Genomic DNA, 23,433 nt, shown 5'->3' on the forward strand with positions numbered 1-23,433 from the left:
CCGTCGGGCGCCGCGAACGGGTTGATCGCCAGCCGGAGGCAACCTCGTGGCGACGTACGACGTCTCCTCCACGACAGGCACCGCACCGGCCACCTCGGGAGCACCCACCATGCATCGCTCGACCACCACCGCCCTCTTCACGGCCCTCGCGGCAGCCGCCGCGCTCGCCGTGCCCGCCCAGGCAGCCGCGCCGACCGTGGAGCTCCAGCCGGACCGGCTCACCCGCGGGGCGGACATCGCCGTCCCCCACATCGAGGAAGGCGACTTCGTCGACGGCGAGCGCCGCGTCGAGCTCCCGGGAACGGTGGCGAGCGTCATCGGGGAGGTCGCCGACGGGTGGCTGGTCGGCACGAACAACGTGGACCGCAACCGCAACCGGCGCGTCGTACGGGTGGCAGCGGACGGCTCCGTCACCGACGTCCTGCGCAACCTCGACACGTCGACCGTGGTGCTGTCGGCCGACGGCAGCACGCTCGCCTGGCAGCAGTACGTCAGCGGCGGGCGCAAGACGATCACCTACGCCTACGACGTCGCCACAGCGACCGTGACCGGCGAGAAGGGACCCGGTCCCTACGTCACCCTGCTCGACGTCGCGGCCGACCGGGTGGTCCTCGGCGCCGGGCAGCGCGTGCTGCAGTGGCGGCCGAGCACGGGCAGGCAGCGGACCCTCGTGAAGAAGGCGGCCGGATCGGTCAGCATCGAGCACGACCTGCTCAGCATCTACACCAGGGATCCGTACGCCGGCGGCTGCACGAAGCTGGTGCGGCTCAGTGACCCGGGCCAGACGGTGTGGAAGTCCTGCCGGGACCGGATCGCGGCCTTCTCCCCCGACGGGACGCAGCTGCTGACCTTCCACATCCTCACCGACGGCGTCGGCCCCGGCGAGATCCACCTGCGCGAGGTCGACGGCACGAAGCTGGCGACTTGGACGACCAACTGGTTCAGCGGGTGGGAGTGGGAGTCGCCCGGCACGGTGCTGCTCGACGTCAACGGGGAGCGGAGGTCTGCGACCGTACGCTGCGTGCTCGCGCAGTGCGAGGACGCGACCGACCCCGTAAAGGTCCAGGCGCCCTAGCTGCCCAGCACGGTGAACGACGCCGCCGTGGCGGCCAGCACCGGGTCGCCGGCGGCCACCTGACGCGCGGCGAGCAGCGCCTCGCCGAGGCCAGCGCCCGCGCGCAGGCTCGCGTGCAGCGCGACCATCACCTCGACGGTCGCGGCGTCGTCCACCTCGGCGAGGCTCGAGACCACCCCAGCGGTGCCCATCGACAGCAGCGCCGCGGCCAGGCCGAGCAGCTCCTGGTCGCCGACCGGCGCCATCACACCCGACTCGCAGGCGGACAGCACGACCCGGTGCGGCGGTCGCCGGAGGCGCTGGAGGTCGTGCACCAGCAGCGGGCCGTCAGCGAGGGTGAGCGAGGAGAAGAGCGGGCTGTCGTCGCGGAAGTGACCGTGGGCAGCGACATGGGCCAGGGTGGCGCCGTCGAGCGCGGCCAGCGCGGCCGCGACCGTGGCGTCCTCCCCGGCGATGACCTGCGCGGCCGGGTCCTGGGCGGCCACCGCGGGCACCTCGGCGCCGCCGCTGCCGAGCCCCGGGCCGACGAGCAGGACGCGCCGGTCGCCCTCGGCCGTCGCGGCCCGCGAGCGCAGCCACAGTCGCGCGGACGGCGTACTGGTCACGGGGCGGTCCGCCAGCGCAGGCAACAACCCCCACGGCACCCCCTGGAGGGCGGTGGTGCCGGACACCACGACACGCGCCTCCCCCACGCCGTCGAGGGAGGCACCCATCAGGGACCGCTGGAGGCGCGCGCCGGCGACGTCCAGCTGCGTACGCCGCCCGCGCGCCGCCTGCCGCAGGGAGAACAGCGCGAAGTCCACTGCCGCGGCCGCCGCCGATGCCTCTCCCACGTGCAGGTGGCGGACCCGGCCCCGGCCCACGACGAGCGCGTGGAGGGCGCCGTCGATCTCGGTGAGCTCGACCAGCACCGTGTCGTCCTGCGCCAGGCCCTCGAGCAGCTCACCCACGTCGAGCGCCGACGCGCTCTCGCCGGAGCCGCGGGCGTGCAGCAGGCGTCGGCGGACCAACTGTTCGAGGCGGGTGACGCGCGCCTGCAGCTGATCGGGACTCTCTCCCTGGGCGCGTGCGCCGGCGAGGACGTGGTGCTGGGCGCGCAGGGCGGCGAGGTCGGCGGTCGTCTCCGGGTCGAGCGCGACAGCGGTCGACGGCACGACGAGCGCGTTGGCGCGCCAGCGCTCGGACCATTGGAGCAGGCGGCGGCTGTTGCCGGACGCCAGTGCCGTTCGGGTGCCGAGCTCGGCGAGTGCCGCTCCGTGGCCCGACATCACCGCGCGGAGCTCCTGGCTGCCGAGGGTCGCCCGGTGCTCGTCGAGCGCGCGGAGGCCGCGGCCGCACGCCCGCAGCACCCCGCCGGCGTCCCCGGCGGCGTCGCGGCGCTGCGCCAGCGCGAGCCAGCCCACCGCGCGGACGGCGTGGGTGCGGGCACGGCGGCTGGCCGACGCCTCCTCGAGCCACTCGTCGGCGAGGGCAGCTGCACGGGCTGAATGCACGTCCCTCGCCAGCCGCGCCCCCAGCAGCAGGGCCTGGGCGAGCTGCGGCATCGAGGCCTCGCGCATCCGGAGGACCAGCCGCTCGGCACGGCGCAGCAGCGGCCCGGAGGGCTGTCCCTGCTCGGTCCGCGCGGCGATCGCAAAGAGATCGGCCTCCAGACTGGGGGCGTGCCGCGACTGGGCGCGCATCAGCGCCGAGCCCTCGTCGGCCGCCGAAGCGGCACGAGGCCAGTCCCGGGCTGCCAGCGCCGACTCCGCCACCGAGACCAGGAGGTCGGCGCGTTCGCGGGCGAGCAAGGGCCGGGCAACCAGGGCCTGCTCGGCGACGGCGAGGGCGTCGTCGGCGAGGCCGCCCGCCAGGTAGGACGTGGCCTGGTCGAGGACCAGGTCGACGTCGGTGATGCCCAGCGCGTCGAACTGCGCTCCCGCGTCGGCGTACGCCTCGAGCGCCTGCGGCAGGTCACCGCGGAGGTAGGACACCCAGCCCTTGTTGTGGTGCGCGATCGCGACGTCCCGGTTGCTGCCCGCGCGGACCGACAGCTCTCCGAACAGCTCGAACGCCTCGGCCGCGGAGTCGAGCGAGCCGAGCTTCGCGTCGGCCAGCCCCTGGAGGTTGAGCGCGCGTGCCTCCCACACCTCGTCACCCGCGCCCGCGAAGAGCCGGCGCGCCTGGCGCAGGTCGGCGGCGCTCTCCTCGAAGCGGGCCATCAGGTGACCCGTCACCACGGCGCGGCGCACCAGGACCCGTCCCTTGGGCACGCCTTCGAGGGCGGCGGCGGCGCGGTCGAGGTGCCGGAGCCCCTCGCTCACCCGGCGGGTGAGGGCCAGCGACATCCCCAGGGTGGCCATCACGTCCGGCCACCGCTCGGCGTCGTCGGAGCGGCGCGCGAGTCGCAGCGCGGTCCTGAGCTCGGCCAACGCCCGGTCTGCGTGGCCGAGGTCGCGCAGCACGATGCCGACCACCTGGTGCCCGATCGAGGCGATGTAGGGATCGGGGTCGGGCACGAGCTCGACCTCGGCCGTCGCGCGCGCCGCCCCGGGGTCGGTGAACAAGGTGCGCAGCACCTCGTCCGCCTCGGCCCGGTCCACGCCGCCATCCTTGCGGATCGAGCTGTCCCGATGGGCCGAATCCACTCCGTGAGGCCTTCCGCGGCACTAGCGTCGGAGCATGAGCGACTGGAAGATCGGCAACGACTCGCGACGGCGTACGACGGACCAGCTCCGCGACTTCCGCGCAGCCAACGACGGGCAGGTGGCCTGGGACACCGAGGCGCCGGCCGACTTCACCTACCTCTTCGATCCCGACCTGCTGCTGGTGCGCTCGGCCGACGCTGCCGCCTTCGAGCGCGCCGTCGGTGCGCTCGACGACGGGGTGCTCAAGGGGGAGCCGCGGATCGACGTCGAGCTCCTCGACGGCGAGCTGCTCCGCTACGCGCTGCCGGAGCGCCCGCGCGGAGAATCAGTGCCGGAGCTGCTCGACCTGCTCGAAGCGGCCGGGCTGCCCCTGGGCGCGGCCTCGCCGGACCACTGGGTCCACGTCGCGCCCGGTGGCGGCGGCGGAGGGACGGCGTGCCCGGCGACCGAGCCGGAGGAGACCGGCCTGACCGAACCCTGGCCGCCGCAGGCACCGCAGAAGAAGAAATCCTGCGACGTCAGTGTCGTGGTCGTCGACACCGGCTGGAACCCGCCGTCGGGCAACGACCCGCGGACGCCTTGGCTGCACGGCGTCACGGGCGACGACGAGGACAACGGCCCGGACCTGCGACCGTACGCCGGGCACGGGACGTTCATCGCCGGGATCGTGCGCTGCGTGGCCCCCGCGACCACCGTCTTCGTGGAGGGCTTCGCCGTCGGCGGCATGGGCGGCGGCGGGATCCTGGAGTCTGACCTGATCAGCCAGCTCGAGGAGGCGCTCACCCACGACCCGCAGGTGATCAACCTGTCCGCCGGGTGCCGGACGCGGCTCGACCTGCCATCGATCGCGCTCGAGGTCTTCCACCGGACCCGGTTGCGCAAGCGCGACTGCGTGCTGGTCGCCGCCGCGGGCAACGACTCGTGGGCGGCGCCCTTCTGGCCCGCGGCCTTCGACTGGTGCGTCGGCGTCGGGTCGCTGGACCGCGACGGCCGCGTGTCGGACTTCTCCAACTTCGGCGTCTCCGCCGACGTCTACGCGCTCGGCCGCAACCACGTCAACGCGTTCCCCGACGGCACCTTCGTGTGCCACGAGAGTCCGGACAAGGGCGACGTACGGGTGTTCAGCACGGGCCTGGCCCGGTGGAGCGGTACGTCGTTCGCGGCGCCGGTCGTGGCCGGGCTCATCGCACGCCACATCTCCGAGACCGGTTCGTCGGCAGCTGAGGCGCGGGACGCGGTCCTCGCCAGTGCGGCGTACGACTCCGACCCGATCGTCGGTCCGCACCTCGAGCTGCGCCAGCCGTACCCGCACCACCACCCCTGATCGGGGCGGCGGCGCTCAGACGTCGAGCCAGCCGCTCGTCGCGACCTTGCGCCCGATGCGGACGGTGAAGCGCACGCCACCTGCGGCCGCGGCTCGCATCGAGAAGAAGCCGACCTCGTCGAGTTCGGTCGTCCAGGACGTGCCGTCCCGGGTCTCCAGGCCCACCACGACGGACCCCGGGTCACCGTCGAGATCGAGCAGCTGGCCGCGGACCTCGTCGCCGTCGATCTCGGCCTCGAGCGACCAGCCCGACTCGGCGTTGAAGTAGAGCACCCGCGAGCTGCTGAGACCGCGGACCTGCGCGACCGGACCGTCGGCGGAGTCGCTGACCAGGACAAGGAGCTCCCACTCGTCGTCGAGGTCGGCGGCCGCGACGGTGGCGACCATGGCGCTGGCCAGCGCGGGAGGCGGCGGGTCTGCCCGCCACCACATGTCCCGGAGGTCGTCGAGGAGCCGGGTGTCGTCGTCGGTCGTCATCGCTGGCCTCCTTCCGCGAGGGCGGTGCGCACCTTGGCCAGGCAGCGGGCCCGCGTGGGTCCGATGCTCCCGACGGGCATGTCGAGGTCCTGGCTCAAGCTCTGGTAGTCGGGTCGGTCCATGAAGGCGATGACGCGCAGCAGCTTGCGGCAGCGTTCGTCGACCTTCGCCACGGCTCCCCACAGCCGTGCCGCTTCGTCATCGAGCACTGCCACCGTCTCCGCCGACACGTCGTCGGGCAGCACGGCCGCCAGCACCTCGTCCTCCACCGGGTCCGCACGGCGTGCGGTCCTGGCATGGGCGGCAGCGCCGCGCCTGGCCGACGTGATCAGCCAGGACGCGACCGCCTGAGGGTCCTCGATGGTCTGGTGCAGTCTCACGAACCCCAACCACGTCGCCTGGATGACATCCCCAGCCGCCTCTCGGTCGTGTCCGTAGGCCCTGACCACATGCCAGAGCACCGGTGTCATCGTGGCGACCAGATCGTCCACGGCCGTGGCGTCCCCTGCACGCCACGCCGTGAACGCCCCACTGGCCTTGTCCCACGGCGACTCGTCGAGCTGCCCCTCAGCTCTGCGGTTCTCCGACATGGTGACCATTGTCCCCATGTCATGACAGGTGGGCGGCACCGCCATCCTGATACGTGCCTCCGGATTTCTTTTCCGGCGCGTCCGCGAGCCTCAGAACATCATCGTGGCGAAGGTCGCGGTCTGTTCGAAGCCGACCCGCGCGTAGGCCGCCCGGGCGGGCGCGTTCCACTCGTTGACGTAGAGCGAGACCACGGGAGCCATGCCGGATCCGATGACGTGGGCCACGACCGCAGCCATCCCGCTGACCGCGAGGCCCTCGCCGCGGCGGTCGGGCCGGACCCACACGCCCTGCACCTGGGCGGCGTACGGCGTCGCGCAGGCGACCTCGGCCTTGAAGACGACCCCGGCGTCGTCGAAGCTGGCCATCGACCACCCGCGCCCGATGAGCTGCTGGATCCGCGCGCGGTAGAGGTCGCCGCCGCCTGCGTCGCTCTCCGGCGACACGCCGACCTCCTCGGTGTACATCGCGACGCACGCCGGGTAGAGCACGGCGAGGTCCGCGGGGGTGGTGAGGCGTACGTCGGGGGCGCCAGCCGTCGTCGGCATCCGGTCCATCTGCAGGTGCGGCTGCTGCGCGCGGATCTCGCGCGGACGGGCCCAGCGCGGCTCGATCAGCTCCCAGAGCGAGGCCACGACGTCGCTCGGGCCGACGATCGTGCCGACGCTGTTGCGGCGGCGCAAGGCGGCGTCCGCGAACGCGCCGACGTCGTCGGGGGTGCACTGCACCGGTACGAGGTTGGCGCCGAGGTGGCAGCCGGCGACGAGCTCGTCGCCCTCGAAGCGGCCCCACACCTGGCCGCCGAGCCACCGCTCGTCGAGGTTGGTGAGCCGGGCGCGGTAGTCGGCGAAGACGTTGACGACCGGGTCCTGCTCCGCGAGCGCCACGAAGCCGTCCCGGTCGGCCGGGCCCAGTACGCGCACCTGCTCGCGGGTCCTCAGCACGCTGGGAGCCTAGGGCCGCGGACTGTGGGTCACCAGCAGGCGCTCAGCTGACGGAGACGGAGGCTGCCGAGCCGTCGACCGGTTCCATGCCCTCGGCGAGGCGCATGGCCTCCTCGATGAGGGTCTCCACGATCATCGACTCGGGGACGGTCTTGATGACCTCGCCCTTGACGAAGATCTGGCCCTTGCCGTTGCCGGAGGCGACGCCGAGGTCGGCCTCGCGGGCCTCGCCGGGGCCGTTGACGACGCAGCCCATGACGGCGACGCGCAGCGGCACCTCGAGCCCGTCGAGGCCGGCAGTGACCTCCTCGGCGAGCTTGTAGACGTCGACCTGGGCGCGCCCGCACGACGGGCACGACACGATCTCGAGGCGGCGCGGCTTGAGGTTGAGCGACTCCAGGATCTGGAGGCCGACCTTGACCTCCTCGACGGGAGGCGCGCTCAGCGACACGCGGATGGTGTCGCCGATGCCCTGGCTGAGCAGGTGGCCGAACGCCACGGAGGACTTGATGGTGCCCTGGAACGCCGGGCCGGCCTCGGTCACGCCGAGGTGCAGCGGCCAGTCGCCCGCCTCGGCGAGCAGCTCGTAGGCCCGCACCATGATGACGGGGTCGTTGTGCTTGACCGAGATCTTGAAGTCGTGGAAGTCGTGTTCCTCGAAGAGGCCGGCCTCCCAGACGGCGGACTCGACGAGCGCCTCGGGCGTCGCCTTGCCGTACTTGTCCATGATCCGCTTGTCGAGCGATCCGGCGTTGACGCCGATCCGGATCGAGGTGCCGCGGTCCTTGGCGGCCTTCGCGATCTCCTTGACCTGGTCGTCGAACTTGCGGATGTTGCCCGGGTTGACCCGGACGGCCGCGCAGCCCGCGTCGATGGCGGCGTAGACGTACTTCGGCTGGAAGTGGATGTCGGCGATGACCGGGATCTGCGAGTGCTGGGCGATCTCGGCGAGCGCGTCGGCGTCGTCCTGGCTGGGGCACGCGACGCGCACGATGTCGCACCCGGTCGCGGTGAGCTCGGCGATCTGCTGCAGGGTCGAGTTCACGTCGGAGGTCAGCGTGGTGGTCATCGACTGCACCGAGATCGGCGAGTCGCTGCCGACGCCGACGGAGCCGACCTTGATCTGGCGGGTCTTGCGGCGCGGCGACAGGACGGGGGGCGGGAGCGCGGGCATGCCCAGGCCGACGGTGGTCATGCCGCCAGTCTAGGAGGCCGGTCCCGGGCTGCCGAGTCGGCGCGGACCGCCTCAGCTCAGGTGCAGGGGCACGACGAGGTCGGCGACGATCAGGACCACGCCCATCACGAGCATCGCCAGCCCGACGACGTACGCCACCGGCAACAGCCTGGCGACGTCGACGTGACCGGGATCGGGACGGCCGCGCAGGCGGGCGACGCCGCGCTTGAGCCCCTCGTAGAGCGCACCGGCGATGTGGCCGCCGTCGAGCGGGAGCAGCGGCACGAAGTTGAACATGCCGATGAAGAAGTTGAAGCTCGCGATGAGGAAGAGCAGGGTGACGAGCTTCTCCGTCATCGGGAAGGCGTCGCTCGCCGCGGCCTCGCCCGCGAACCGGCCGCCGCCGACGATCGAGACGGGGCTCTCGGGGTCGCGCTCCTGGAGCCCGACGATGGCGCGGCCGACCTCGTAGACCTTGACCGGCAGCTGGCCGAGCGCCTTCGCGGTCTCGACCGTCATCGTCTCCATCTGGATGAGGGTGTAGATCGGGCCGCCCGTCGCGAGGTGCACCCGGGGCTGGACCCCGAGGAAGCCCACCTCGGTCATCGTCTCGTCCTCGATCGACGTCTGGCGCAGGGTGACGGTGGTGTTGGTGGTGAGGGTCAGCAGCTCGCCGTCGCGGCGGACCTCGATGACCGCGTCGCCGTCGGCGTTGTCGCGGATCTGCGCCTGGAAGCTGTCCCAGTCGCTGAACGGCGTGCCGTTGAAGCTGACGATCTCGTCACCGGGCTCGATGCCGGCCTGCGCCGCGGGGGTCGGCGGGTCGTCCGCCGTACAGGCCCGGCCGGCCTCCCCGACGGGGATGACGCAGGCAGGCACGGACTGCACCGTGGCCTCGACGACCTGGTCGCGCGGGTTGCCGTAGGTGGCGAACAGGATCGCGAACAGCGAGGTGGCGATGGCGAGGTTGACCAGCGGACCACCGGACATCACGATCACCTTCTTCCACCACACGAGGCGGTAGAAGAGCCGGTCGGTGTCGTGCTGCTTGACGTACTCCCACTCGGCCGCGCGGGCGTCGGAGATCAGCTGGGTGAACATGCCGGTGTTGGAGCGGCGCACCTTGTGCACCGCCTCGCCGTCCTCGTCGTACGTCGTCTCCTCGACGAGGTCCTGCGCGCCGGGCGGCAGCATGCCGACGATCTTCACGTAGCCGCCGAGCGGGATGGCCTTGATGCCGTACTCGGTGTCACCGATCTGCTTGCTCCACACCGTGGGGCCGAAGCCGATGAACCACTGCGGGACCTTGCACCCGAACTTCTTGGCCGGGACGAGGTGGCCGAACTCGTGGAGCCCGATGGAGACCAGGATCGCCACGACGAAGGCGACGACACCCAGGGTGTAGAGGATCGGGGTCACAGGGTTCCTTGCAGGGGGAGGTCAGGCAGGGCGGTGGGGGCTCAGGTCGAGATCGTGGCGGCGGCGCGTTCGCGTGCCCACGCGTCGGCCGCGAGGACGTCGTCCACCGTGAGGTGCTGCGTCGAGCGTACGTCGTGGGCGGCCACCACGTCCGCAACCGTCGGGATGATGTCCACGAAGCGGATGCGGCCGGCGCGGAATGCCTCGACGCACACCTCGTTGGCCGCGTTGTAGACCGCGGGCGCGGTGCCACCGCGCTCCCCCGCCGACCGGGCCAGCAAAACCGCGGGGAACGCCTCGTCGTCGAGGGGGAAGAACTCCCAGGTGCCGGGGGTGCTCCAGTCGAACGCGGGGGCCGCGTCGGGGACCCGGTCGGGCCAGGCGAGGCCGAGCGCCAGTGGGATCATCATCGTCGGCGGGCTGGCCTGGAGGACCGTCGAGCCGTCGACGAACTCGACCATCGAGTGGACGTCGCTCGTGGGGTGGACCACGACCTCGATCCGGTCGAAGGGGATGTCGAAGAGCAGGTGCGCCTCGATGACCTCGAGGCCCTTGTTGACCAGGGTGGCGGAGTTGATGGTGATGACCGGACCCATCGACCACGTGGGGTGCTGCAGTGCCTCCTCGACGGTCACGTCGGCGAGGTCCTCACGCGTACGCCCGCGGAACGGCCCGCCGGACGCGGTCAGCACCAGGCGGCGTACCTCACCGTGCGTGCCGGCTCGCAGGCACTGCGCGAGCGCGGAGTGCTCGGAGTCGACCGGCACGATCTGACCGGGCCGGGCGCGCTCGGTGACCAGCGATCCGCCCATGATCAGGGACTCCTTGTTGGCCAGGGCGAGGGTGGTGCCGGCATCGAGCGCGGCGAGCGTGGGGCGCAGCCCGACGGCGCCGGTGATGCCGTTGAGCACCACGTCGCACTCCCGGCCGGCGGCCTCGGTGGAGGCCTCCTCGCCGAGGCCGGAGAAGGCGGGGGCGAATTCGGCGACCTGCGCCTCGAAGAGCTCCGGGTTGGACCCACCGGCGGTGAGCCCGACCACGCGGAAGCGGTCGGGGTGGGCCCGCACGAGGTCGAGGGCCTGGGTGCCGATCGACCCGGTCGAGCCGAGGATCACGATGTCGCGGGCAGTCACGGCGCCAGTCTGTCAGGTGACTTGCGGCGCCCTCAGGGCGTGTCGAACGACCAGAACTGCACGCCGCCGACCTCGACGAGCGTGGCCCCGGCCGGTGCCGACGGGTTGTGGTCGTCCGACGCGCCGACGGCCTCGAGCACCGTCAGGACGTCGTCGCCATGACGAGCCATGACCGCGTCGCCGGGCACGTCGGCGCACCCCGCCGGGTCGGTCCGCCCGGCGCGCATCGCGACGTCCCAGTCCAGCTCGTCGTCATCGACCGCGAAGCCGGTGCCGTCGCCGATCGCGCCGATCCGCACCCGGCCCTCGGCCCCCGGCGTGTCGTCGTACGCCGCCAGGGCGCCGACGCGGGCGACCGCGAGCGGCACCACCACCCGGGCCTCCGGCGGCAGCTCGCCGACGACGACCCGGTCGCCGAGGCCGGTGCCGAAGGCGCGCAGCACCCCGGCGCAGGCGGCCACCTCGGTCAGCAGCCGGGCGAAGGACAGCTCACGCCCGTCGACCGTGGCCGCGACGTGGTCGGCCCGGCCGCGGATGACATGGATGTCGAGCGCCTCGTAGCAGACGTTGAGCGTGCCGGTGTCGCCGTCGGACGGCGGCCGGAACCAGTTCACGGGACGCATCGAGGTCGTCAGGAGAGCCCGTTGTCGGCGGTGCGGGCCGGCTTGGACGGGGTGTGCAGCCAGGCCGTGAAGAAGCTGCCGAGGTCCTCGCCGCTCACGCGGGTCGCCAGCTCCTCGAACTCCTCGGTCGCGCCGTTGCCACCGTCCTGCTCGCGGAGCCAGGTCCGGAGGATCCGCCAGAAGTCCCGATCGCCGACGCGGTTGCGGAGCGCCTGCAGCGTCATCGCACCGCGGCCGTAGACGGCGGAGTCGAAGACCTTGGCCGCACCGGGGTCGGCGACGTCGACGGTCCAGAAGTCTGACTCCGGACCGACGTTCTGGTAGTAGTCGGCGAGGATCCGCTCGCCCGAGCGACCGGCGTGCCGCTCCGACCAGCGCCACTCCATGAAGGTCGCGAAGCCCTCGTTGAGCCAGATGTCGCGCCACTGCTGCACGGCCACGTCGTCGCCGAACCACTGGTGGGCGAGCTCGTGGACCACGAGGCTGGTGTAGCTGCCGCCGACCGCGGGATAGGTCGGCCGGGTCTGGTTCTCGAGCGCGAAGCCGACGCCGAGCGAGGTGGTGAGTCCGCCCACGACCGAGAACGGGTAGTCGCCGAGGTCCTTCTCCAGGGCGGCGACGACCTTCGGGGTCTTCCTCATCAGCCGCATGCTGGCCGCTTCGTCGTCCGCGCTGAGCCCCTGGGAGACCGCGACGAGCCACGGCAGCCCTTGGTGTACGCCGCGGGCGATGGTGAAGTCGCCGGCCGCGAAGAACGCCAGGTAGGGGACCATCGGCTCGTCGGCGCGCCAGTGCCAGGTGGTCGACTTCTTGCCCACGGTGCGGCGCTTGAGCTCGCCGTTGGAGATCACCTCGCGACCGTGGGGCACGCGGATGCGTACGTCGACGATCGCCTTGTCCTGCGGGTGGTCGTTGCTCGGGAACCACCACGGCGCCATGTGCGGCTCGTTCATTGTGACCACCTCGCGCTTCGAGGCCAGCCAGTTGTTCTCGCCCGCGTAGGAGTACGACGCCGGGTGGTCGGCGTACGTCACGACGACGGTGTGGTCCGTGCCCGCGGCGAGCGGCTGCGCCGGGGTGATCCGCAGCTCGTGCCCGTCGGTGCGGACGTGGTCGGCGCGCACGCCGTCGACGGTCACCTTGGAGACGTCGAGCAGGAAGTCGAGGGAGAAGCTGCGGAGGTCACTGGTGGCGGTCAGCTCGACCGTCGTACGACCGCTCAGCCGCTTGTCCTCGAACGCGTAGCTGTTGCGGATGTCGTACGACGCCACGTCGATGCCGCCGTTGCCGTCGAGCGGCCAGTAGGGATCGCCGATGCCCGAGGCCCCGTCGACCGGAGCCGCGAGCGGACCCTCGGCAGTCGCCGTCGCGCTGGTCAGTCCGACGGTCATGACTGCGCAGATCGTGGCCGCGAGCAGGGGGCGGGACATGGGTCGTGTGGTCACCGCCCGAACCTAGCCCACGCCTAATTCGGGTGCGCGTGACTGCGCCGGTGCGTCACACTGGGGCTGAACTCCGGGCGTCGATCCGCGCTGCCCGTGACCGAAAGGAGCCGTGACATGTCCATGACTGTCCTCGGCCTGCCCGCCGACCACCTTTCGCACACACGGAGCACCCGCCTTGACGCACATGCACCCGCACTTCCCGGAGGACTTCCTCCGGCCTGACGACCGCTCGCCCGTCGAGGGCATCGACGAGTCGTTCGTCTTCAGCTTCAACACCTACGCCGACGAGCTCGGCGCCGGTCAGCGATGGTCCCGCTGGGAGGACCTCGAGGCCCTCATGCGCGGCCCCGAGCCACGACCCGACTGGGTCGTGACGTCCAGCGGCGCCATCGACACCGAGCTCGGCGTCCTCAAGACCGGCAAGGAGGCGGACGTCTTCCTCGTCGAGCGCGAGGACCCGCACCGCCCCGAGTCCGCCGTCATCCTCGCGGCGAAGCGCTACCGCGACACCGACCACCGCACGTTCCACCGCGCCGCGTCCTACACCGAGGGTCGCTCGATGAAGCGCTCGCGCGACGAGCGCGCCCTCAAGCGCAAGTCCACCTGGGGCAAGCAGGTCGCCGCAGGCGAGTGGGCGATCTCGGAGTGGAATGCGTTGCGACGCTGCTGGGAGCTCGGCCTCCCGGTCCCCTACCCGGTCCAGATCGACGAGACCGAGATCATGATGGAGTGGATCACCCACACCGTCGACGGTGTGGTCGACACCGCACCCCGGGTCGCCCAGGTGCGGCCCGATCGTGCCGTCGTCGAGGGCTACTACGACCAGCTGCGCGAGTCGCTCCTCACGCTCGTCCAGGCGGGCCTCGTGCACGGCGACCTGTCGCCGTACAACACCCTCGCCGCGGGCGAGCGGCTGGTGATCATCGATCTCCCGCAGATGGTCGACCTCGTCGGCAACCCCCGCGGCATGGACTTCCTGCTCCGCGACTGCGCCAACATGTGCGCCTGGTTCCGCTCGCGCGGGCTCGAGGTGGACGAGCAGGAGCTGTTCGGGGAGCTGATGGCGCACGCTTTTTGAGCTGGGATCCGGACGCACTGGGCCATGAGTCTCCCAGAAGCTCAAGGCCCAGCGGCCTAGGTTTGGGTGCGTGAAGCACTCCCGCGGACGGGTCCTCGACGTCACCTCACTCGCCGACCTCGACCGCCGGCTGGCCGGCGGCGCACACTCGTTGGCCGGGTGGCGCGTGATCGAGCTCGACCTCACCGATCGCGGCCCGGTCCTGCTCACGCGCGAGCTCGCGCAGTCGCTCTTCCTGGGCTGCACCTTCGCGAACGGCGAGGACGACGCCGTACGTCGCGCGGGCGGCACCGTGCTGCACGGGATCGACGGCATCCCGGTCGATCCCTACCGCGCGAGCCTCTACTCCCCCGGCGAGCTCTACGACACCTCGCCCTACGAGGCCACCCTGGACGCCCGGGCGTACGCCTGGTCCCGGGGCGGCACCGCCCCCGACGACACCCTCGCCCGGGCGTTGCACGACCACAGCATCGACGCGGCGCTGACCGAGTGGGTGTCCGGGCGCGACGTCGTCGGCGTGATGGGCGGGCACGCGCACGAGCGCGGCGGCCGGGCGTACGCCGACGCCGCCCGCCTCGGCCACGGCCTCGGCTCCCACCTGACCGTGGCGACCGGCGGCGGGCCGGGGGCGATGGAGGCGGCCAACCTCGGCGCGTTCGTGCCGGGCGACCTGGACGACGCGCTGGCCGAGGTCGCCCGCGTGCCGTCGTTCCGACCGGACGTGGGCGCCTGGGCGCGATCGGCCTTCGCGGTCGTGGAGTCGACCGCGGACGGCCGGGAGTCGCTCGGCATCCCGACGTGGCACTACGGCCACGAGCCGCCCAACCCGTTCGCGACGGCGATCGCCAAGTTCTTCCGCAACGCGCCCCGCGAGGCCCTGCTGCTCGAGGTCTGCAACGCCGGCATCGTCTTCCTGCCCGGTGCCGGCGGCACGGTGCAGGAGGTCTTCCAGGACGCGTGCGAGAACTACTACGCCGACGAGTCGGCCGTCGCGCCGATGGTGCTGGTCGGTCGGCGGCACTGGACCGAGGAGCTGCCGGTCTGGCCGCTGCTGCAGGCCCTGGCCCGCGGACGCGCGATGGAGGCGTACGTCCACCTGGTCGACAGCGTCAACGAGGCGATCGAGGTGGTCGGGGTCAACTGGCCCGGCGGCGACTGACGACAGGGGCACTGACGTCGCGGTAGTGGCTCACGAGGAGCTCGTTGACCGCCTGCCAGGTCCGCCCGCGCACGCTCTGCCGTGCAGCCAGCGCCATCCGCTGCCGGCGCACCGGCTGGGTGAGGAGGTGCGCGACGTGCGCGACGAGCTCGGCGGAGTCGCCGGGCTCGTAGAGGTAGCCCGCGACGGTGTCGTCGACCACGTCGATCGGCCCACCCGCACGGGGCGCGACGACGGGGACGCCGCTGGCCAGCGCCTCCTGCGCCGACTGGCAGTAGGTCTCGTGACGACCGGTGTGCACGAACACGTCGAGCGTGGCGTACGCCGCCGCGAGCTCCTCGCCGTGCAGCACGCCGAGGAAGGCGGCATCGGGCAGGAGGGAGCGGAGGCGGGACTCCTCGGGACCGCCGCCGACCAGCACCAGCCGTACGCCGGGCAGGCGGTCGACGTGCGCGAGCAGCTCGAGCTCCTTCTCGGGCGCCAACCGCCCGACGTACCCCACCAGGTGCTCACCGCGCGGCGCGAGCCGAGCACGTAGAGCGTCATCGCGCCGGCCGGGGTGGAACAGCGCCTGGTCCACGCCGCGCGGCCACCGCGACACGTTGCCGATGCCGAGCCGGGCGAGCTGGTCCATGCTCGCGGTCGACGGGGCGAGCGTGCGGTCGACGCCGTCGTGGATCCGGCGCGTGAGCGCCTCCATCGCACGAGCGCCGCCGGGTACGGCGTACCGGTCCGCGAACCCGACGAGGTCGGTCTGGTAGATCGCGACGGTCGGGATGCCGAGCGACCGCGCGGCCTTCGCGGCCTGGTAGCCGAGCGCGGCAGGCGAGGCGATGTGGACGACGTCCGGCCGGAACCGGAGCATGGTGGCCCGGAGCCGGCGCCGGGTCTCCAGGCCGATCCGGAACTCGGCGTAGAAGGGCAGATTCGCGCCGCGGGCGTGGATCACCGGGAAGCCGGCGTACGTCGGTGGGCCGGTCGGTGCGATCAGCTCGGCGTCGTGGCCCTCGGCCGCCAGGTGCTCCAGCACCCGTCGTACGGAGTTGGTGACGCCGTTGACCTGCGGGAGGAAGGATTCGGTGACGACCAGGACGCGGAGCCGGGGCGCGAGCAGGACCATGCCACAGACGCTAGGAACCGCGCCGCAACGGACGCCCGGATCCACGCAGACGACACGTGAACGGTCGCCGACGACCCGGCTCGACCCGAGCGGCTACTCCTTGGCAGCGAGCTGGCCGCAGGCGCCGTCGATCTCGCGGCCGCGGGTGTCGCGCACCGTGGTCGGGATGCCCTTGGCCTCGAGCCGGCGGACGAACTCACGCTCGTCGGCCGGGTCGGACGCGGTCCACTTCGAGCCCTCGATCGGGTTGAGCGGGATGAGGTTCACGTGCACCCAGCCCCACCGTGTCGAATCCTGGGGCCCGTACGAGTTGAGGACGTCGCCGAGCAGGTCGGCGCGGTGGGCCTGGTCGTTGATGCCACGCATCATGGCGTACTCGATCGACACGCGTCGCTTGGTGACGCGGGCGTAGTTCCACGCGGCCTCGACGGTCTCGGCGACCGAGAAGCGGGTGTTGATCGGGACGAGCTCGTTGCGCAGCTCGTCGTCGGGGGCGTGCAGGCTCAGCGCGAGGGTGACCGGGATGCCCTCCTCGGTCAGCTGGTTCATCCGCGGCACGAGACCCACGGTCGAGACGGTGATGCCACGGGCGCTCATGCCCAGGCCGGACGGCGACGGGTCGACGAGGCGGCGTACGGCGCCGATGACGGCCTTGTAGTTGGCGAGCGGCTCGCCCATGCCCATGAAGACCACGTTGGAGACGCGGCCCGGCCCGCCGGGGACCTCACCGCGCGCCATCGAGCGGGCACCCGCGACGACCTGCTCGACGATCTCGGCGGTCGACATGTTGCGCTGCAGCCCGCCCATGCCGGTCGCGCAGAACGGGCAGGCCATGCCGCAGCCGGCCTGGCTCGAGACGCAGACCGTGGCGCGCTCGGGGTAGCGCATCAGCACCGACTCGACGAGGGCGCCGTCGAAGAGCTTCCACAGCGTCTTGCGCGTGGTGCCCTTGTCGGCCTCCAGCGTGCGCAGCGGAGTCATCAGGTCGGGCAGCAGTGCGGCGACGAGCTCGTCGCGCTGCCCGGCCGGGAGGTCGGTCATCTCGGCCGGGTCGTCGACCAGGCGTCCGAAGTAGTGCGTGGAGAGCTGCTTGGCGCGGAAGCCGGGCAGACCCATCTCCTCGAGCAGGGCCTTGCGGCCGGCGTCGTCGAGGTCGGCAAGGTGCCGCGGGGGCTTCTTGCGGCCGCGGGGCTCGTCGAAGACGAGGGGCAGGGTCTTGATGGGCTCTACGGTCTCGGACATCGCTTCCGAGTGTCCCATCCCGGAGGGCACGGGAGCGAGTCAGCGGCTCAGCGGCTCAGCGACCCACGGGTTCAGCGGCTCAGGCGTCGACCATGAAGTAGAGCACCAGCGACGTGACGCCCAGCACCACCAGCGCCGTGACGAGCATGCCGACGAACATGAACTGGGCGAAGCGCCGGGTCTTGCGCTTGACGAGCATGAAGATCGGCAGCGCCAGCGCCAGCAGCACGAAGGGGAACAGTTGCTCGGCGGTGTCGTGGGAGAAGAGCAGTCGCAGGACGCCGACGAACGCGCCGGGCAGGGCGGTGACGAAGAGCATGCCGGCGAAGAAGCCCGTGATCCCCGCGAACGTGGGGTGGCTGTGGTGCCACCACTGGAACCGGGTGCGCTCCTGCGGGGGCGCCTCGACGTCGTGCACCTGTTGCGTCTCCACGCCTCCAATGTAGGCCGTCGAGTGCGCCCGGCGAGCATGGGCACGCGGTGCGAGGGAAAACCGTCGACTCAGTAGACGAGGTAGTAGAGCACCAGCCAGATCGGGGCGATCGTGGCGAGGAGCGAGTCGAGCCGGTCCATCAGGCCACCGTGGCCGGGGATGACCTGGCTCATGTCCTTGATGCCGAGGTCGCGCTTGATGACCGACTCGCACAGGTCACCCAGGGTCGCCATCACGGCCGCGATGACGCCGAGGATCACGCCGACCCACCAGTCGCCGCCGAGGAACGAGGTCACGAGCCAGACGCCGACCGCGATGGTCGCGACCATCGAGCCGGCGAAGCCCTCCCACGACTTCTTGGGCGAGATGACCGGGGCCATCGGGTGCTTCCCGAACAGCACCCCCGCGACGTAGCCGCCGGTGTCGGACGCGACGGTGATCGCGATGAACGTGATGACGCCGCGTACGCCCGGGTCGTCGACGTCGAACCCGACGGAGGGGTTCGTGCCGCCCTCGCCGAGCAGCAGCGCGACGAAGGAGGCGAGGAACGGGACGTAGACGAGCGTGAACACCGAGGCCGTGGCGTTCTTGACGTAGCCCGCCACGCCGCGCCGGAGCAGCCACAGCATGATCACGAGCGCCGTCACCGCGGTGGCGGTGACCAGCGCCGGTGCGCCCCAGACGTACGCGACGACCACCATGACCACGCCGCCGGCCATCAGCGGCTGCTCGGGGATGTCGATGTCCTTGGCGGCGAGCCCCTTGTGCAGCTCCCACACGGCGACCACGACGGCGATCGCGACGATGCCCATGAACGCTGTCTTCCACAGGAGCAGCGACACCAGGATCGCGCCCACCAGCGCGACGGCGGACCCGACGGCTGCGGGCAGGTCGCGGCCGGCCCGGCCGTGGTCCTTCTTGGGGGCCTCCGGCGCGGCCGGACTGTCAGAGGTCGTCATGGGTGGGTGCTCAGACTTCGAGCAGCTCGGATTCCTTGTGCTTGAGCAGGTCGTCGATCTTGTCGGTGTGGGTCTTGGTCGTCGCGTCGAGGCGCTTCTCGGCACCGGTGACGTCGTCCTTGCCGACGTCGCCGTCCTTCTCGAGCTTCTCCAGCGCCTGCTTGGCCGTACGACGGATGTTGCGCACCGAGACCCGGCCGTCCTCGGCCTTGCCGCGCGCGAGCTTGATGTACTCCTTGCGGCGCTCCTCGGTCAGCTCGGGGAAGACGCAGCGCAGCACCTTGCCGTCGTTGGAGGGGTTGACGCCGAGGTCGGAGTCGCGGATCGCCCGCTCGACGGCCGGCATCGCGCCCTGGTCGAAGACCTGGATCAGGATCGTGCGCGCGTCCTGCGAGGTGAAGCTCGCCAGCTGCTGCAGCGGCGTCTGGGTGCCGTAGTAGTCGGCGGTGATCTTGGCGAACATCGCCGGGTTGGCGCGGCCGGCGCGGATCGCGGCGAACTCCTCGCGGGTCGCCTCGACGGACTTGTCCATCCTGGCGTCGGCATCGTTCATGACGTCGTTGATCACAGCGGCACTCTCTCTCGTCGTACGTCTGGGTGCGGTGGTCGGCGGCCCGGTCAGGCCGAGCTGCTCACCAGCGTGCCGATCTTCTCACCTCGCACCGCGCGCACGATCGTGCCCGGAGTGGAGAGGTTGAAGAAGACCATGTCCATCTTGTTGTCTCGGGCCATGGCGATGCCCGTCGCGTCGGCGACCTTGAGGTCGCGCGCGAGGTACTCGTCGTAGGTCAGGTTGTCGAACTTCACCGCGTCGGGGTTCTTGTGCGGGTCGGAGTCGTACACCCCGTCCACGCCCTGCTTGCCCATCAGGATGACCTCGCAGCGGGTCTCGAGGGCGCGCTGCGCGGCCACCGTGTCGGTCGAGAAGAACGGCATGCCGGCGCCGGCGCCGAAGATCACGACGCGGCCCTTCTCCATGTGCCGCATCGCGCGTCGGGGGATGTAGGGCTCGGCGACCTGGCCCATCGTGATGGCGGTCTGCACCCGGGTCTCGACGCCGTGCTTCTCGATCAGGTCCTGGAGCGCGAGGCAGTTCATCACCGTGCCGAGCATGCCCATGTAGTCGGCCCTGGCCCGGTCCATGCCGCGCTGCTGGAGCTCGGCGCCGCGGAAGAAGTTGCCCCCGCCGACCACGATCGCGATCTGCACGCCGGACTTGGCGACCTCGGCCACCTCGCTCGCGAGAGCGTTGATGACGTCGAGGTCGAGTCCGACCTCTCCACCTCCGAACACTTCACCGGAGAGCTTGAGCAGGACTCGCTTGTACGCCGTCACTTGCATCCCTTCACACGCCACGTGGTCCCCAGAAACCTACCGGCCAGTGGGGTCGGTGGTCGAACCCGCACACCCCGACGGGGTGGCAGCGGGCGAAATGCGGTCGGGGCCCGTACGACGATGCGTACGGGCCCCGGCCGGTGCTCGGGTGGAGCGGAGGTCAGGCGCCGACCTCGAAGCGGGCGAACCGCTTGACGGTCGTGCCGGCGGCGTCGAGGACGGCCTTGACGCTCTTCTTGGACTCGGTGACCGACTCCTGCTCGAGCAGGACGATCTCCTTGTAGAACCCACCGAGGCGACCCTCGACGATCTTGGCGATCGCCTGCTCGGGCTTGCCCTCCTCGCGGGTCTTCTGCTCCGCGATGGAGCGCTCGGAGGCGACCACGTCGGCCGGGACCTCGTCGCGGGTGAGGTACTGGGCCTTCATCGCGGCGATCTGCATCGCGGCGGCGCGGGCGGCGGCCTCGTCACCCTCGAACTCCACGAGCACGCCGACGGCGGGCGGGAGGTCGGCGGCACGCTTGTGCATGTAGGTGACCGTGGTGCCCTCGAAGTAGGCGACCTCGCCCAGCTCGATCTTCTCGCCGATGGTGACGGCCAGGTCCTGGACGACCTCGCCGACGGTCTTGCCGTCGAGCTCGGCAGCCTTGAGGGCCTCGACGTCGGTCGCCTTGACCGCGTTGGCCACGTCGGCGATCTGCTGCGCCTTGGCGATGAAGTCCTCGTTCTTGGCGACGAAGTCGGTCTCGCTCTTGAGCTCGACCAGCGCGTTGCCGGAGGTGGCGACGAGTCCGGCGACGGCCTCGCGCTCGGCACCGCGGGCAGCGGCCTTGGCGGCACCCTTGACGCGGAGCAGCTCGACGGCCCTGTCGAAGTCGCCATCGGCCTCGGTGAGCGCCTTCTTGCAGTCCATCATCCCGGCCTGGGTCAGCTCACGGAGCTTCTTGACGTCGGCGGCGGTGAAGTCGGCCATGATCCTTCTTCCTCGAAAGTCGTGGTTCAGTTCTGGGGGTCGTGCGGGGGGACGAGCGAAGGCCGGCCGCGGGTCTCCCCGCGGCCGGCGTCCGTCATCAGTCCTTCTTCTGCTCCGCGTTCACGAAGCCGGCGGCCTCGGCGGCCTCCGCAGTGCGGAACCAGACCTCGGCCTTGGTGCGGTCGTACCAGGGGCTGGTCGGGGCGTGGAACTTCATCGAGTCCTTGTTGCCCTTGACCTCGAAGCCCTCGGGGGCGGAGCCGTCCTCGTTGGCGGGAGCGGAGTCCACGCCGAACTCGGCCTCGGCGGGAGCCTCGACCTCGGCGGCCAGCGGCTTGATCTCGGCGGGCGCCTCGGTCGCGGCCTCGGCGGGAGCCTCGGTCTCGGTCGCGGCGGGAGCCTCGGTCACGGCCTCGGCAGCGGCCTCGGCCTGCGGGGCCTCGGCAGCGGCACCGGTCGCCTCGGAGGCGGGGGCCTCGGTCGCGGCGTCGCCACCGGTCGCGGCGACTGCGGTCTTCTCGGCGTCACCCTGCAGGAGCTCGCGCTCCCACTCGGCGAGGGGCTCCTCGGCGCCGACGGACTCGGCACCGTCGGTGGCCTTGGCGCCCGAGCGGGCGACGAGGCCCTCGGCCACGGCGTCAGCGACCACGCGGGTCAGCAGGCCCACCGCGCGGATGGCGTCGTCGTTGCCCGGGATCGGGAAGTCGACGAGGTCGGGGTCGCAGTTGGAGTCCAGGATGCCGATGATCGGGATCCGGAGCTTGCGGGCCTCCTCGACGGCGAGGTGCTCCTTGTTGGTGTCGACGATCCACACCGCGGAGGGAACCTTGGTCATCTCACGGATGCCGCCGAGGGTCTTCTCGAGCTTGGTGTGCTCCCGCTTCATCTGCAGGAGCTCCTTCTTCGTACGACCCGAGCCGGCCACCGTGTCGAAGTCGACGTCGTCGAGCTCCTTGAGGCGGTTGATGCGCTGGTGCACGGTCTGGAAGTTGGTGAGCATGCCACCGAGCCAGCGCTGGTTGACGTAGGGCATCCCGACGCGCGTCGCCTGCTCGGCGATGGCCTCCTGGGCCTGCTTCTTCGTGCCGACGAACATCACGACACCGCCCTTGGCGACGGTCTCCTTGACGAAGGCGTACGAGCGGTCGATGTAGGCCAGCGACTGCTGCAGGTCGATGATGTAGATGCCGTTGCGCTCGGTCATGATGAAGCGCTTCATCTTGGGGTTCCACCGACGGGTCTGGTGACCGAAGTGGACGCCGCTCTCGAGCAGCTGGCGCATGGTGACGACTGCCATGGGTTCTCCTGTTGTGGCGGAGGCGCTCACCGTTGTGCCCGACCTTGAAGCAGGTGCGAGCCGGGAGCGTGACTCCTGTTGTTTTCAGTTCGTTGCGCCCGACGGGTGCCGGGGGCCCTGACGCTCACACGCCGGTCCGATCCGCGCCCACTCCGATGGACCTTGAGCTGGTGCGGAACTGAGGGCCGACGTCCACGGGTGGCTCGGAACCAGGGATGCATTCCGACGCGGGCTGCGAACGTGCGAAGTCAGTCCATGAGGACTGCTCCGCACATGGTATGCCAGCGCCCCGCCGAGGGCGAATCGGCCGAGCGTGGCGCGAGCGTGCCCGGAGGTGGGCCGCGCGGCGTCCACAGGACCGCCGCCGGAGTCTGCATCCACAGGCACGGCGGACGTACGTCGCCCGCTGGCGCCCCGGCGGCCGACGATGACCGGGTGCGACTGCTGATGGGTGTCCTGCTGGTGTCCCTCCTGATGGGTCTCCCCCGGCCCGCGACGGCGGCGCCCGAGCCGCTCGGCGCGTGGCCGCTCGACCCCGCGCCCGAGATCGTGCGCGGCTTCGAGCCGCCGCCGTCTCCCTACGCCTCCGGACATCGTGGAGTCGACCTCGCCGGAGCGCCCGGGCAGGTGGTGCTGGCCGCTCTGCCGGGCACCGTCGGCTTCGCCGGGTCGATCGGCGGCAAGCCCGTCGTGACCGTGCTGCACGGCGCTCGTCGTACGACCTACGAGCCGGTCGTGGCGTCGGTCGAGCCCGGCCAGCAGGTCGCGGCAGGCGACGTGCTCGGCCGGCTCGTGCTGACCGACAGCCACTGCTTCCCGGGCGCCTGCCTGCACTGGGGACTGATCGAGGACAGCGGGGACGGCGAGGTGTACGTCGACCCCCTGACGCTCGTCGGCGGCGGACCCGTCCGGCTGCTGCCCCTGTGGCGCGACGAGCCGGTCACGCAGCGGCTGCCATGGACCCCGCTGCTGGAGCGGTGGCGGCCACTGACGGACTTCCTCGTCTGA

Annotated in this window: 22 protein-coding genes; 5 read left to right on the top strand and 17 right to left on the bottom strand. The window is 71.5% G+C overall.

Annotated features, from left to right (window positions below):
- The first annotated feature begins 109 nt into the window (after positions 1-109).
- The gene (locus EUA94_RS06260; RefSeq protein WP_165356819.1) at positions 110-1,075 is read left to right on the top strand and encodes a hypothetical protein; all 966 of its coding nucleotides are present in this window, start codon (positions 110-112) and stop codon (positions 1,073-1,075) included.
- Here EUA94_RS06260 and EUA94_RS06265 read toward each other — a convergent pair.
- Positions 1,072-3,657 carry a CHAT domain-containing protein gene (locus EUA94_RS06265; RefSeq protein ID WP_129425807.1) on the bottom strand — a complete coding sequence of 862 codons (2,586 nt, stop codon included), beginning with the start codon at positions 3,655-3,657 and terminating at the stop codon, positions 1,072-1,074. The genes EUA94_RS06260 and EUA94_RS06265 overlap by 4 nt on opposite strands.
- 79 nt (positions 3,658-3,736) lie before the next feature.
- Here EUA94_RS06265 and EUA94_RS06270 point away from each other — a divergent pair, with 79 nt between their 5' ends.
- Positions 3,737-5,026: a S8 family peptidase gene (locus tag EUA94_RS06270; RefSeq protein WP_129425809.1), complete on the top strand. Its 1,290-nt coding sequence runs from the start codon at positions 3,737-3,739 to the stop codon at positions 5,024-5,026.
- A 15-nt stretch (positions 5,027-5,041) separates the two neighbouring features.
- Here EUA94_RS06270 and EUA94_RS06275 read toward each other — a convergent pair whose 3' ends face one another.
- From EUA94_RS06275 to EUA94_RS06310, 8 genes are all read right to left on the bottom strand, one after another.
- Positions 5,042-5,503, bottom strand: coding sequence for a hypothetical protein (locus tag EUA94_RS06275; protein ID WP_129425811.1), 462 nt, complete (start codon positions 5,501-5,503; stop codon positions 5,042-5,044).
- Positions 5,500-6,093: an RNA polymerase sigma factor gene (locus EUA94_RS06280; RefSeq protein ID WP_207210431.1), complete on the bottom strand. Its 594-nt coding sequence runs from the start codon at positions 6,091-6,093 to the stop codon at positions 5,500-5,502. The genes EUA94_RS06275 and EUA94_RS06280 overlap by 4 nt, the downstream gene beginning before the upstream one ends.
- A 90-nt stretch (positions 6,094-6,183) precedes the next feature.
- Positions 6,184-7,035, bottom strand: a complete 852-nt coding sequence (locus tag EUA94_RS06285) for a GNAT family N-acetyltransferase (protein ID WP_129425815.1) — start codon at positions 7,033-7,035, stop codon at positions 6,184-6,186.
- Positions 7,036-7,078: 43 nt separating this feature from the next.
- Positions 7,079-8,230 carry a flavodoxin-dependent (E)-4-hydroxy-3-methylbut-2-enyl-diphosphate synthase gene (gene ispG / locus EUA94_RS06290; RefSeq protein ID WP_129425817.1) on the bottom strand — a complete coding sequence of 384 codons (1,152 nt, stop codon included), beginning with the start codon at positions 8,228-8,230 and terminating at the stop codon, positions 7,079-7,081.
- A gap of 51 nt (positions 8,231-8,281) precedes the next feature.
- Positions 8,282-9,628, bottom strand: coding sequence for a M50 family metallopeptidase (locus EUA94_RS06295; protein ID WP_129425819.1), 1,347 nt, complete (start codon positions 9,626-9,628; stop codon positions 8,282-8,284).
- 41 nt (positions 9,629-9,669) lie between these two features.
- Positions 9,670-10,761 (bottom strand): 1-deoxy-D-xylulose-5-phosphate reductoisomerase, encoded by a 1,092-nt coding sequence (locus tag EUA94_RS06300; protein ID WP_129425821.1) that lies wholly within the window; start codon positions 10,759-10,761, stop codon positions 9,670-9,672.
- Positions 10,762-10,793: 32 nt separating this feature from the next.
- Positions 10,794-11,375, bottom strand: a complete 582-nt coding sequence (locus EUA94_RS06305; RefSeq protein ID WP_129425823.1) for a hypothetical protein — start codon at positions 11,373-11,375, stop codon at positions 10,794-10,796.
- Positions 11,376-11,392: 17 nt separating this feature from the next.
- On the bottom strand, positions 11,393-12,829 hold the full coding sequence (locus EUA94_RS06310) for a M1 family metallopeptidase (protein WP_129425825.1): 1,437 nt from the start codon (positions 12,827-12,829) through the stop codon (positions 11,393-11,395).
- A gap of 184 nt (positions 12,830-13,013) precedes the next feature.
- On the opposite strand from EUA94_RS06310, the gene EUA94_RS06315 reads away from it, so the two are divergent.
- Positions 13,014-13,907, top strand: a complete 894-nt coding sequence (locus EUA94_RS06315) for a serine protein kinase RIO (RefSeq protein ID WP_129426162.1) — start codon at positions 13,014-13,016, stop codon at positions 13,905-13,907.
- A 70-nt stretch (positions 13,908-13,977) separates the two neighbouring features.
- Positions 13,978-15,066, top strand: a complete 1,089-nt coding sequence (locus EUA94_RS06320) for an LOG family protein (RefSeq protein WP_129425826.1) — start codon at positions 13,978-13,980, stop codon at positions 15,064-15,066.
- On the opposite strand, the gene EUA94_RS06325 is transcribed toward EUA94_RS06320, so the two are convergent.
- The 8 genes from EUA94_RS06325 to rpsB all read right to left on the bottom strand — a co-directional run bounded on the left by EUA94_RS06325 (position 15,044) and on the right by rpsB (position 22,425).
- Positions 15,044-16,186 carry a glycosyltransferase family 4 protein gene (locus EUA94_RS06325; RefSeq protein ID WP_129425827.1) on the bottom strand — a complete coding sequence of 381 codons (1,143 nt, stop codon included), beginning with the start codon at positions 16,184-16,186 and terminating at the stop codon, positions 15,044-15,046. The genes EUA94_RS06320 and EUA94_RS06325 overlap by 23 nt on opposite strands.
- Before the next feature lie 93 nt (positions 16,187-16,279).
- Positions 16,280-17,428 (bottom strand): dual-specificity RNA methyltransferase RlmN, encoded by a 1,149-nt coding sequence (rlmN, locus tag EUA94_RS06330; protein ID WP_129425828.1) that lies wholly within the window; start codon positions 17,426-17,428, stop codon positions 16,280-16,282.
- A gap of 79 nt (positions 17,429-17,507) precedes the next feature.
- Complete coding sequence (locus EUA94_RS06335) at positions 17,508-17,861, bottom strand: hypothetical protein (RefSeq protein ID WP_242494707.1); 354 nt, start codon at positions 17,859-17,861, stop codon at positions 17,508-17,510.
- A 68-nt stretch (positions 17,862-17,929) separates the two neighbouring features.
- Entirely contained in the window at positions 17,930-18,820 is an 891-nt protein-coding gene (locus EUA94_RS06340; protein WP_129425829.1) for a phosphatidate cytidylyltransferase, read from the bottom strand.
- A gap of 10 nt (positions 18,821-18,830) precedes the next feature.
- On the bottom strand, positions 18,831-19,385 hold the full coding sequence (frr, locus tag EUA94_RS06345; RefSeq protein WP_207210444.1) for a ribosome recycling factor: 555 nt from the start codon (positions 19,383-19,385) through the stop codon (positions 18,831-18,833).
- 53 nt (positions 19,386-19,438) lie between these two features.
- Entirely contained in the window at positions 19,439-20,155 is a 717-nt protein-coding gene (pyrH, locus tag EUA94_RS06350; RefSeq protein ID WP_242494708.1) for a UMP kinase, read from the bottom strand.
- Positions 20,156-20,315: 160 nt separating this feature from the next.
- Positions 20,316-21,128 (bottom strand): translation elongation factor Ts, encoded by an 813-nt coding sequence (gene tsf / locus EUA94_RS06355; protein WP_129425835.1) that lies wholly within the window; start codon positions 21,126-21,128, stop codon positions 20,316-20,318.
- Between the two features lie 97 nt (positions 21,129-21,225).
- Positions 21,226-22,425 carry a 30S ribosomal protein S2, sunset domain variant gene (gene rpsB / locus EUA94_RS06360; protein WP_129425837.1) on the bottom strand — a complete coding sequence of 400 codons (1,200 nt, stop codon included), beginning with the start codon at positions 22,423-22,425 and terminating at the stop codon, positions 21,226-21,228.
- 435 nt (positions 22,426-22,860) lie between these two features.
- Between rpsB and EUA94_RS06365 the strand changes: the two genes are divergently transcribed.
- On the top strand, positions 22,861-23,433 hold the full coding sequence (locus EUA94_RS06365) for a M23 family metallopeptidase (RefSeq protein ID WP_242494709.1): 573 nt from the start codon (positions 22,861-22,863) through the stop codon (positions 23,431-23,433).

Origin of the sequence: Nocardioides zhouii (genome assembly GCF_004137345.1) — a bacterium.
Taxonomy (GTDB): Bacteria; Actinomycetota; Actinomycetes; order Propionibacteriales; family Nocardioidaceae; genus Nocardioides; species Nocardioides zhouii.

Coding starts and splice junctions, on each gene's coding strand:
- EUA94_RS06260 (WP_165356819.1), top strand. CDS start 110: ATGCATCGCTCGACCACCACCGCCCTCTTCACGGCCCTCGCGGCAGCC.
- EUA94_RS06270 (WP_129425809.1), top strand. CDS start 3,737: ATGAGCGACTGGAAGATCGGCAACGACTCGCGACGGCGTACGACGGAC.
- EUA94_RS06275 (WP_129425811.1), bottom strand. CDS start 5,503: ATGACGACCGACGACGACACCCGGCTCCTCGACGACCTCCGGGACATG.
- EUA94_RS06280 (WP_207210431.1), bottom strand. CDS start 6,093: ATGTCGGAGAACCGCAGAGCTGAGGGGCAGCTCGACGAGTCGCCGTGG.
- ispG (WP_129425817.1), bottom strand. CDS start 8,230: ATGACCACCGTCGGCCTGGGCATGCCCGCGCTCCCGCCCCCCGTCCTG.
- EUA94_RS06315 (WP_129426162.1), top strand. CDS start 13,014: ATGCACCCGCACTTCCCGGAGGACTTCCTCCGGCCTGACGACCGCTCG.
- EUA94_RS06325 (WP_129425827.1), bottom strand. CDS start 16,186: ATGGTCCTGCTCGCGCCCCGGCTCCGCGTCCTGGTCGTCACCGAATCC.
- rlmN (WP_129425828.1), bottom strand. CDS start 17,428: ATGTCCGAGACCGTAGAGCCCATCAAGACCCTGCCCCTCGTCTTCGAC.
- EUA94_RS06340 (WP_129425829.1), bottom strand. CDS start 18,820: ATGACGACCTCTGACAGTCCGGCCGCGCCGGAGGCCCCCAAGAAGGAC.
- tsf (WP_129425835.1), bottom strand. CDS start 21,128: ATGGCCGACTTCACCGCCGCCGACGTCAAGAAGCTCCGTGAGCTGACC.
- rpsB (WP_129425837.1), bottom strand. CDS start 22,425: ATGGCAGTCGTCACCATGCGCCAGCTGCTCGAGAGCGGCGTCCACTTC.